At 62.9% G+C, this 9,570-nt stretch carries 7 protein-coding genes; all 7 read left to right on the plus strand.

Going from position 1 to position 9,570, the window contains the following annotated elements:
* Nucleotides 1-82 precede the first annotated feature (82 nt).
* The 7 genes from AXW83_RS23770 to AXW83_RS23810 all read left to right on the plus strand — a co-directional run bounded on the left by AXW83_RS23770 (nucleotide 83) and on the right by AXW83_RS23810 (nucleotide 9,556).
* The gene (locus tag AXW83_RS23770; RefSeq protein ID WP_168166151.1) at nucleotides 83-1,219 is read left to right on the plus strand and encodes an ABC transporter substrate-binding protein; all 1,137 of its coding nucleotides are present in this window, start codon (nucleotides 83-85) and stop codon (nucleotides 1,217-1,219) included.
* A gap of 122 nt (nucleotides 1,220-1,341) precedes the next feature.
* The gene (locus AXW83_RS23775; RefSeq protein WP_066618281.1) at nucleotides 1,342-2,232 is read left to right on the plus strand and encodes a carbohydrate ABC transporter permease; all 891 of its coding nucleotides are present in this window, start codon (nucleotides 1,342-1,344) and stop codon (nucleotides 2,230-2,232) included.
* 1 nt (nucleotide 2,233) lies between these two features.
* Nucleotides 2,234-3,115 carry a carbohydrate ABC transporter permease gene (locus tag AXW83_RS23780; RefSeq protein ID WP_066618282.1) on the plus strand — a complete coding sequence of 294 codons (882 nt, stop codon included), beginning with the start codon at nucleotides 2,234-2,236 and terminating at the stop codon, nucleotides 3,113-3,115.
* A 47-nt stretch (nucleotides 3,116-3,162) separates the two neighbouring features.
* The gene (locus AXW83_RS23785) at nucleotides 3,163-3,927 is read left to right on the plus strand and encodes an SDR family NAD(P)-dependent oxidoreductase (RefSeq protein WP_066618284.1); all 765 of its coding nucleotides are present in this window, start codon (nucleotides 3,163-3,165) and stop codon (nucleotides 3,925-3,927) included.
* 896 nt (nucleotides 3,928-4,823) lie between these two features.
* Nucleotides 4,824-5,867, plus strand: a complete 1,044-nt coding sequence (locus AXW83_RS23800; protein WP_156640351.1) for a helix-turn-helix transcriptional regulator — start codon at nucleotides 4,824-4,826, stop codon at nucleotides 5,865-5,867.
* Between the two features lie 365 nt (nucleotides 5,868-6,232).
* The gene (locus AXW83_RS23805) at nucleotides 6,233-8,032 is read left to right on the plus strand and encodes a type I secretion system permease/ATPase (RefSeq protein WP_066618305.1); all 1,800 of its coding nucleotides are present in this window, start codon (nucleotides 6,233-6,235) and stop codon (nucleotides 8,030-8,032) included.
* 15 nt (nucleotides 8,033-8,047) lie between these two features.
* Nucleotides 8,048-9,556: an HlyD family type I secretion periplasmic adaptor subunit gene (locus AXW83_RS23810; RefSeq protein ID WP_066618308.1), complete on the plus strand. Its 1,509-nt coding sequence runs from the start codon at nucleotides 8,048-8,050 to the stop codon at nucleotides 9,554-9,556.
* The last annotated feature ends 14 nt before the right edge of the window (nucleotides 9,557-9,570 follow it).

A 9,570-nucleotide genomic window follows, 5' to 3' on the forward strand; every position in this document is an offset into this window, starting at 1 on the left:
CAGCTTGCCAACGCTTGCGCTCGCGCAGCAGAAAGAGGTCCGCTGGGGCCAGTGGAAAGGCACTGAGGTCGGCGAGAAATTCATGTCCGAGCTGAAGGCCGCCTTCGAGGCCGACAATCCCGGCATCAAGCTGACCCCCGTCGACGCGCCCTTCACCGGCTTCCATGACCGCGCCATCGTCCAGCATCAGGCCAAGAAGCTCCCCGACGTGCTGATGGTGCAGGTCGATTGGGTCGCGGAATTCGCCGATCTCGGGATGATCGACCCGCTCGACGAGCGCATCGCCAAGGAGCCCAAGGCCTTCTGGGAGAACATTCCAAAGACTTTCCACCAGACTTGGCGTGGCAAGCAGTTCTACCTGCCCGTGGAAAGCGGCGCGGTCGCACTGTTCTGGAACACCGACCTGTTCAAGGCCGCCGGCCTCTCTGCCGCGCCCACGACCTGGGACGAGTTCGCGGAGATGTCGCGCAAGCTCTCCAACCCCGACAAGCGCCAGTTCGCGATCACCGGCACGCTTCAGGGCGAGCCGCCGACCAATATGACCTACGAGATCTACCCGCTGCTGCTGCAGGCCGGCGCGAAGCTGATCGACGCGACCAGCAACAAGGCCGTGTTCAACAGCCCCGAAGGCGTGGCCGCGATCGAGTGGTACGTCGATCGCATCAACAAGGACAAGGTGTCCGTTCCCGGCGTGCTAAGCAACGGCGAGAAGGAGAAGCGCGCCAATTTCGCCTCCGGCAACGTCGCCATGATGTTCGAGGGGCCGTGGGGCATCGCTATCCAGAAGCAGCTCAATCCGAAGCTGAACTATGAGATCGCACCGCTGCCCGCCGGCAAGACAACCGGCACGATGGTGCGCGGCTCGCTCAACACCCTGTCGAGCCAGGCGCAGGACAAGGAGGCCGCCTGGGCGTTCATCCGCTGGATGTCGGGACCCAAGGGCATCGAGATGTGGGCCAAGGGCACCGGCGCCTTCCCGGCGCGCACCGATGTCGCCGAGCAGGGCTGGTTCAAGGAACGCAAGGAGTTCCAGGCCTTCGTGACCCAAATGGGCCGCGCCAACGCGGAATCGCCCTATCTCGTGATGCCCAACGCCGTGCAGATGAACAAGATCATGACGACCGAGGTTCAGAACGCGCTCCAAGGCAAGAAGTCGGCCAAGCAGGCGCTCGACGATGCAGCAGCCGAGTGGACCAAAATCCTCGCCTCGGCGAAATAGGCCCGCCGGCCCCGCACTCGCGACGACATCGCAGAAGGACGCACGCTCGCGTCCTTCTCCATGGCTTAAGGACGACGGCGACCGCATAGGGCGCCGGCCGCTCCCGCACCGATCGGCGACCCATGCTCGCGTTCAAGCGCAGATACCGGGACGAGCTCCTGGCATATTCCTTCCTCTGGCCAGCGCTGCTGATCCTCGTCGCGCTGCTGATCTATCCGCTCGGGGACGTCATCCGACTGAGTTTCCACGAAAGCAACCTCCAACGCGAGACGTGGGTCGGGTTCGGCAACTATGCGGCCCTCCTGAAGGATCCGCTGTTCTGGAAAGCCTTCTGGCAGACAGTCGTCTTTACGGTGTTCAGCGTTGCGCTGCATTTGGTGATCGGCCTGGGGCTGGCGCTGCTCCTCAACATGCAGATCAACGACACCTTTCGTTCGATCGCGCGGGGCCTGCTGATCGTACCTTGGCTGCTGGCGCCTACGGTTGCCGGCATGATCTGGGTCCTGATGCTCGCGCCTTTCGGCGTGCTCAACGGGCTTTTGGTCTCGATCGGCCTGATCGATCCCAACGCGTCGGTCGCCTGGCTCGGCGACCCGTCCACGGCGCTCGGTTCGGTCACTGCCATGAATGTCTGGCGCGCCTTCCCATTCTTCATGGTGATGCTGTTGGCGGGCCTGCAGGCCGTGCCCAAGCAGCTCTACGAAGCCGCCGACATCGATGGCGCGACGATGTGGCAGCAGTTCTGGCACATCACCCTGCCGCAGCTGCGCGGCGTCATCACGACCGTCGTGCTGCTCGACTCAATCTGGACCTTCCGCGCCTTCGACCCGGTCTTCGTCATGACCGGTGGCGGCCCGGCGCATTCCTCCGAGGTCCTGGCGAGCGCGATCTATTTCGACGGTTTCCAGAAGCTGCGCTTTGGCTACGCGTCGGCGCAGGCCGTCGTGATGTTCCTCGTCCTTTTCGTCGTAAGCGCCGTCTATGTGCGCCGAACCATGAGCACCGTGAACTGACATGCGCCAGGCCACGCACCCCCAGACGATCTCGACCTATCATCTCGGCCAGCGGAACCGCGAGCGGCTGCTGAACCTGCTCGCCTATAGCCTTCTCGTGCTCGCCATCGTGATCATCTTCTTCCCGCTCGCCTGGATGGTCACGGTCTCAGTGCGGCCCAATATCGAAGTGATGAAGATGCCGCCGGACTGGATTCCGCAGGTCTTCACGCTCGAGGGCTATGCCAAGATTTTCACCAACAAGAAATTCATGGTCGTCTTTCTCAACACCATGGTCGTTTCTCTGGTCGTCACCACGCTGTCGCTGGTGCTGGGTGCGATGGCGGCCTATGCCCTCGCCCGGTTCAAGTTCGTCGGGCAGCGCGCAGTGCTGATGTTTCTGATCACCACGCAGATGTTCCCTCTGGTGCTGCTCTGCATCCCCTATTTCCGGATCTTCATCACGCTGGGGCTCTACGATACGCGGACCTCGCTGGTGATCGTGTACCTGACCTTTACACTGCCCTTCTGCGTACTGATGCTGCGCAGCTACTTCCTCAACATCCCGCGCGACATCGAGGAAGCGGCGATGGTCGATGGCTGCTCGCGCATCGGAGCGATCTTCCGGACGCTGATCCCGATGTCCTACCCCGCCTTCATCGGCGCGGGCCTCTACACCTTCCTGCTCGCTTGGAACGAGTTCCTGTTCGCCGTCGTCCTGATCGAATCCTGGGAGAACCGCGTGCTGACCATGGCGATCTACAGCCTGATGGCCGAGTTCGTGACCGAGTGGAACACGATGATGGCCTTCTCGGTACTCGCGAGCCTCCCGCTCGTCATCGCCTTCGTCTTCCTGCAGAAGTTCATGGTGCAGGGCATGACCGCGGGCGCGCTGACATCCTGACCCGTAGCGCGCCATTTCTCCATTTCCCGCCAGACGCCGAGGACCGCATGATCTCCGACCTGAAAGAAAAAGTCGTCCTCGTCACCGGCGCCAGTACCGGCATCGGCGCGGCGGTCGCAAAGGGCTTCGCCAGCCACGGCGCGAAGGTGGTCGTCCATTACAACGCCAGCCGCGACGCCGCCGAGGCGGTGGTCGCCACGATCGAGGCTGGGGGTGGCGAAGCGCTGGGCGTCCAGGCCGACGTGACGAAGACCGAGGACGTCGAGGCGTTGGTCGCGCTGACCGTGGCGCGGTTCGGCCGGATCGACGTGCTCGTCAACAATGCCGGCGGCATGCTCGGCCGGGTCGTGACCACGCAGATGGACGATGCCCATTACGAGAACGTCATGCGGCTGAACTGCTGGTCGGTCTTCGCGCTGACGCGCGCCGTCGCGCCGCTGATGCCGGCCGGCGGCGGCAGCTCGATAATCAACGTCACGTCGATCGCAGCCCGCAACGGCGGAGGCGGCGGAGCGATCATGTACGGCGCCGCAAAAGGCTTCGTCAGCGCCTTTACCAAGGGAATGGCCCGGGAACTCGTGCCCGCCCGGATCAGAGTGAACGCGGTCGCTCCGGGCGTCATCGACACGCCCTTTCACGAACGCTATTCCAATGCCGAGCAGATCGAGAACATGAGGCGTCAGGTGCCAATGGGCCGCGTCGGCACGTCGGAGGACTGCGTCGGAGCTTTTCTCTTCCTCGGCTCGGAGCAACTCAGCGGCTACCTTACCGGGCAGGTGATCGAGGTGAACGGCGGGCAGCTAATGCCGTAGCATTTTTCCGACACGATCTGCGTCCCGCGACGTAAATAGGATACGCAGGTGGCTTGCGACACCACATTCTCCCGAACCGGTTCATGAATCGGATCGTCGCTAGCCATCTCCAAGGTACGAAATTCGCTGCTGTAGGGGCGGCGTAGCCGGCAGGACGCCGCCGAGGGCGGTCGGGAGCCATGTCTGCGGGTTGGGCTCATGCTCGAAGCAGCAGTAGACCTTATATCTATGGCGGGCCGGGTCCGTGCGGTAGCTGGCCTTTCTGGCGTCCCTCTTGGCCATCCGGCTGCTCTATCCGGCTCAGCCGGCGCTTGCAGCTGAGCAGAATCAAAGGCTTGCGGACGAATTCCCTGTTTCGCAGAACAGGGAAGCCAACTGGCAGCATCAGAGAACGGAAATTCAGTGATCAGCGAACCAGGCGCCGCTATCGGGAGCGCGCGCCCCACCGGCCGAGCCGATCGACGAGATCCTCAACCTGGTCGTCTTCGTCGTCGTCGTGATGACTGGAGCTGCGCATGCCGCACGGTCCAAGCTGCTGATGAATGGCTTGTGCGAGCCGTTCGGGATTTGCGCCGACCTCTTCGACCGCCATCCGGTCAAGGGAAAGAGCGGAGCATTCGGACTTCAAAGCTTGGCCTGCTTCCGCTTCAGCATCCTAAGCATGATCTCGTCGCATCGGACGGCGATCATCCCGCGTTCAGGCTGAAAATCCACCTACGCCCACTGTCCAGATTTTCTGAGCTAGCTCTGGCCGGCTCATCATAGTTTAAAATCTAGAACCATTGATTACGAGTTTTTCTAGAAATAATACTTCCAATAATAACCCAGCCGACACTGTTAGATTGTATAACTTTGAGGTAAAATGTAACTAAGTGGCGTCTTTTACACGAGGCGTCATGTTTAAGCGTGTCCTGGATTCACTGAATAACAGTATCGCTTCGGCTGCTGCCAATCCGGGCAGGTGGCCTTCGCTTCTGAACTATATCGTTGCTGAATCGCGTTCACAGGTCGCCGTACTTGTCTACAGGCGCGGACGTCAGATGCGCATCCTGCATGCCGGCATCGCTTCTGGCCGGGAAAGCGAGACAATCGACGCCTTGGTCTTACGCTCGTTACGCCGTGCCGACCGTGATGGCGTTTCGGATATCGATATCGACGCGTTGTCGTCGGCATTGGTGGCGATCTTGAACCTGCAGGTTCTAAATGTCCTGGCGCAACGGCTGGGTAAGGACATGGACCTAGTCCTTCTCGTGCTCGGGCAAGGGGGGCAAAAAAAGGCGCCGCATTGGTTCGACGCGCTGACGCACGCCAAGACTTTGCTGGCCGCGGCCGCCAAATCCTGCGTCGATGCGGAGGACGCACGGATACGCGCTCAACTCGAAGTCCTGAACCAGCTTGGGCACTCGGCGGCCATGCTGGACGTGCATATGGATATCGTCGCGAGCAACGACTTGTTTGAGAAACTCCTCACGCGTTCCAAGTCTGGCGGGATCAGCGGGCGCGGGAGGGCGCCGGTTTACGATTCTAGGGTTGAGGCGGGGCTGCGGAAGCTTGCCCGGTCGACAGCGTCCCATGCAGCGCTTCCGGCCCACAGCGGTTGCGGCCCAATTTTGATGCAGAAGATCCGAGTAGCGATCGATCCCGCCGTCAACCTGTTCGCAGGCGCCGAGATGCTCGCGATCGTATCCGAGATCCAGCAGGCTCGTGTTCCGAGTTCCGGGATCATTCAGGACTTGTTCGAACTCACGCCGGCTGAGGCTCGCGTCGCCGCCGGAATCGCCTCCGGCGCCCGCGTGGAGCAGCTCGCGAATGGTTTCAACGTGTCGGCGGCCGCGATCCGATTTCATCTGAAAAGCGTATTCCTGAAAACGTCCACGCACCGGCAGGCTGAGCTCGCGGCGCTTCTGAATGGCGTACAACTCACCAAGGTCTTGGGGTAGGGCTGCTCTCCGGCCCAAGTGCACCGTGATGACGGCGAGGCGCTCGAGCATCAGGACGGACAGGTCCACGTGACTCGCCGCTCCTCTTCTCAGGGCTTTTGGGTCCCACGATCTGCCGACTTCTCGGCAGCGTCGGAAGGCGATCTACTGCGTTAGCCGCAAACTCGTCGAGGCCAGGCGTCGTTCCGACGGATGTCGCAAGTGGAGCCGCCGCCCGCTCGCGGAGATGGTTAGCAGTCCATTTGCGCCGGAGGTTAACCAAACGTTAAATTATCGCTAAACCTATCCAAACGGGTAGTGCGCGGACCAGTTGTAGCCGTCACGCTGAGGCCACCTAAAAAAACCTCCATTCAGGAGTTGGTTTAGTGGCGTCCAGTAATATCTTCGATGCCTGTTCCGAACAGATGCGCCGGCAGCTTCAGCCGGTGATGTCTTTCAGCTTGGCCGCCAACCTACTCATGTTGGTAAGCAGCATCTACATGCTGCAGGTCTTCGATCGAGTGTTAACCAGCGGGTCCACGCACACGCTTTTTTGGCTAACCGTGGCCGCAATGGTGGGCGTTGCCGCCTACGGGCTGCTCGAGCAGGCGCGGCGGCGCATGCTTGCCCGCACCGGCGTGTGGCTCGACGCCCAGCTCTCCGAGGCCGTCGTACGCAGAAGCGTCGAGGCCCGCCTTGCCGGCGTGCGCAGCGAGGCCGGCCCTTCCGACGTAAGCGAGATCAAGGCCTTCGTTTCAGGTGAAGCCATCCTGGCCTTCCTGGACGCGCCGTGGATGCCAGTCTTCATCGGCGTCATCTGGCTCATGCACCCGGCTCTCGGCGCAGTGGCGGTGGTCGGCGCGGTTCTTCTCTTCGGGCTCGCGGTGCTGAACGACATCCTCACCCGGGGACCGTCCATGCAGACGGCCGGCGCGGCGCGCGCGCTCCAAGGCTCGGCGCAGGCCATCATCGACCATGGCGAGACGCTCCGACCGCTCGGCATGGTTAGCGCCATGCTGGCCCGCTGGAAGCGCAACCAGATCCAGGTCCATGCGGCGACCCAGAGGACCTTGGACGTCACGGAGACGATCTCCAACATCACCCGAGCAACGCGACTCGCGCTGCAGATCCTGATTCTGGGCATCGGCGCCACCCTGGTGCTGCGTGGCCAGCTCAGCTCGGGGGGCATGATCGCGGCCTCCATCATCATGGGGCGGGCGCTGTCGCCGGTGGAACGTGCGCTGGGCGCTTGGCGGACCTTCGTGTCGGCGCGCCAAGCCCGCCGCAACCTGCGCGCTTTGTTCGAGGCGACGCCAGATCGCGACGACCGAATGGTGCTTGCGGCTCCGAAGGGCCGCCTCGTTCTGGAGGAAGTTCGCTACGCGCCTGTCGGCGCAGAGGAGCCGATCCTCAAGCGCGTGGATCTGGCCATCGAGGCGGGCACGACCTGCGGGGTCCTGGGACCCTCCGGCTCCGGCAAGTCCACGCTCTGCCGCCTCATAGTGGGCGCGTGGGCGCCGGTAGCGGGCCATGTGCGGCTGGACGGCGCAGACGTGTCGTCCTGGGATCCCGCCGAGCTCGGCCCTCATATCGGCTATCTGCCCCAGCAGGTAGAGCTCTTTCCCGGCACGATCGCTGAGAACATCGCGCGGATGGGCCAGGTGGACAGCGCGAAGGTGGCTCGGGCCGCCATGCTCGCGGACGTCCACGACATGATTCTGCGTCTGCCGGAAGGCTACGAGACCCAGGTCGGGCAGTTTGGCGACCGGCTCTCCGGCGGGCAGCGCCAGCGAATTGGTCTCGCCCGAGCGCTCTATGGCGACCCCAAACTGGTTGTCCTCGACGAGCCCAACTCCAACTTGGACGGAGCGGGCGAGCAGGCGCTGGCAAATTCACTCGTTGAACTCAAACGGCAGGGCCGCACTGTAGTTATCGTGGCCCACAGCCCTGGTGTGCTGCGGAGCGCCGACATGCTCCTGGTGTTGCGGGAAGGCGTCGTCGGCGCATTCGGACCGCTCGATGAGGTCCTGAAGCAGCTCACCGTTCACCAACCCCGACCGGCGGCGCCGCAATCCTCGTACCCGGGGCAAGCCTCTCATTCGGTGCAGCCCGGAGCCTCCGTCGACCCGCGCTCATCATCCGAAGTTCCGGCCTCAGCCGAAACCCGCATCGTCGCCGCCGAGTAAGGCCGGAGAGCAATCATGGACATGTCGACGATCCTGATGCGTGTCTGGGCCCTGCTCGAGGAATCGAGCCAGTCAGCGCTCGCAGTTGTCTCAGGTTTTTCGCCCCGCGACCCAGCTGTTCAACGAGTTGCCCTTATAGCGGCCGCGCTTGCGGTGGGCGCGATTGCGATCCTGTTCGTCGCCAAATTGGCACGCGCCAAGCGCAAGCCCGGCCCGAATTTCTCCCCCGCGACGGCTCTTGCCGACGTGGTCCGGGGCTCGCGAAATCTCGGTTGGGCCACGATCCTGTGCGTGTTCGTCATCGGCGGGGTTCTGGGTTCCCTTATCCCATTGTCGGGGGCCGCTGTTGCCCCCGGATTTGTGAGCCCGGACGGCAGCCGCAAAACGGTGCAGCACCTCGAAGGCGGCATCGTCCACCGAATCCACGTGCGAGAAGGCGACCATGTCTCGCCTGGCCAGCAGCTTGTCAGCTTGGAGGACACGCTCGCCAAGGCAAACTTAGGCGAATTACGGGACCGACTGGTCCACTTTATCGCGCTCGAAGCGCGCTTGACGGCCGAGCAGGCCGGCTCACCGATGATGGCGATCCCTCGCTCCATTGATCGAGTTGATCCCGCCTCTTTGCTGGACGCGCTGAAGGGCCAGGACGATCTATTCCTGAACCGCCGCGAAACCCGGATCGGCCGTGAGCGAATCTTGCGGCAGCGCATCCTTCAATTGGAGGAAGAGAGCGGCGGCCTGTCCGGGGTCATCGTCGCGCAGAACGAGCAGGCTCGGTTGATCACTCTCGAGATCGCGTCCGTCCAGACGCTCTACGATAAGGGGCTCGAACGGCTTCCGCGGCTGCTCTCGCTCCAACGCGCTCAGGCCGAGGTTGCTGGCGCGCGCGCCAGCAATGTGGCGCGGATCGCTAAGAACAAGCAGGCGATGGGCGAGACCGAGATCGAGCTCCTCACGATGCGCCAGCAGGAGCGCGAGAAGGTCAACGAGGAGCTGAACGGCGTCAGAGCCGAGCTCGCGTCTCTGCAGAGCAAGCTGCCGGCCCGCAGCGACGTCTTGGCCAGGACCGTCGTGGCCGCCCCGATCGCCGGGACGGTCATGAACGTCAGAGTGACCACGGAAGCTGGCGTGGTGCGACCGGGCGAGACGCTGCTGGAGATCGTGCCCCAGGACGCGCCCATGATCGTCGACGCGCGGGTCCGTCCTTTGGACGTCGACGTCGTGCGCCGGGGCATGACGGCCAAGATCGTTCTGTCGGCCTTCACCCAGCGCAACCTGCCCGAGTTCAGAGGCAAGCTACGGTCGATTTCCGCCGATCGCCTGACCGACGAACGGACGGGCGAAAGCTATTTCATGGCGAAGATCGAAGTAGATCCCAACCAGCTCAAAGGTCTGGGCGAGGGGTTCGAGCTTTCTGCGGGCATGCCGGCCGAGGTCTACATCCTCACGGGCGAACGCACGGCGCTGGACTACCTAATCCGACCCTTCATTGAATCAATCACCAAAAGCTTTCGTGAGAGCTGAACTACAAACGACCG

It is taken from the genome of Bosea sp. PAMC 26642, from assembly GCF_001562255.1.
Taxonomy (GTDB): domain Bacteria; phylum Pseudomonadota; class Alphaproteobacteria; order Rhizobiales; family Beijerinckiaceae; genus Allobosea.

Bases quoted from the DNA above. Each gene is read 5' to 3' on its own strand.
- AXW83_RS23770 (WP_168166151.1), top strand. From the start codon at position 83: ATGTCCGAGCTGAAGGCCGCCTTCGAGGCCGACAATCCCGGCATCAAG.
- AXW83_RS23775 (WP_066618281.1), top strand. From the start codon at position 1,342: ATGCTCGCGTTCAAGCGCAGATACCGGGACGAGCTCCTGGCATATTCC.
- AXW83_RS23780 (WP_066618282.1), top strand. From the start codon at position 2,234: ATGCGCCAGGCCACGCACCCCCAGACGATCTCGACCTATCATCTCGGC.
- AXW83_RS23785 (WP_066618284.1), top strand. From the start codon at position 3,163: ATGATCTCCGACCTGAAAGAAAAAGTCGTCCTCGTCACCGGCGCCAGT.
- AXW83_RS23800 (WP_156640351.1), top strand. From the start codon at position 4,824: ATGTTTAAGCGTGTCCTGGATTCACTGAATAACAGTATCGCTTCGGCT.
- AXW83_RS23810 (WP_066618308.1), top strand. From the start codon at position 8,048: ATGGACATGTCGACGATCCTGATGCGTGTCTGGGCCCTGCTCGAGGAA.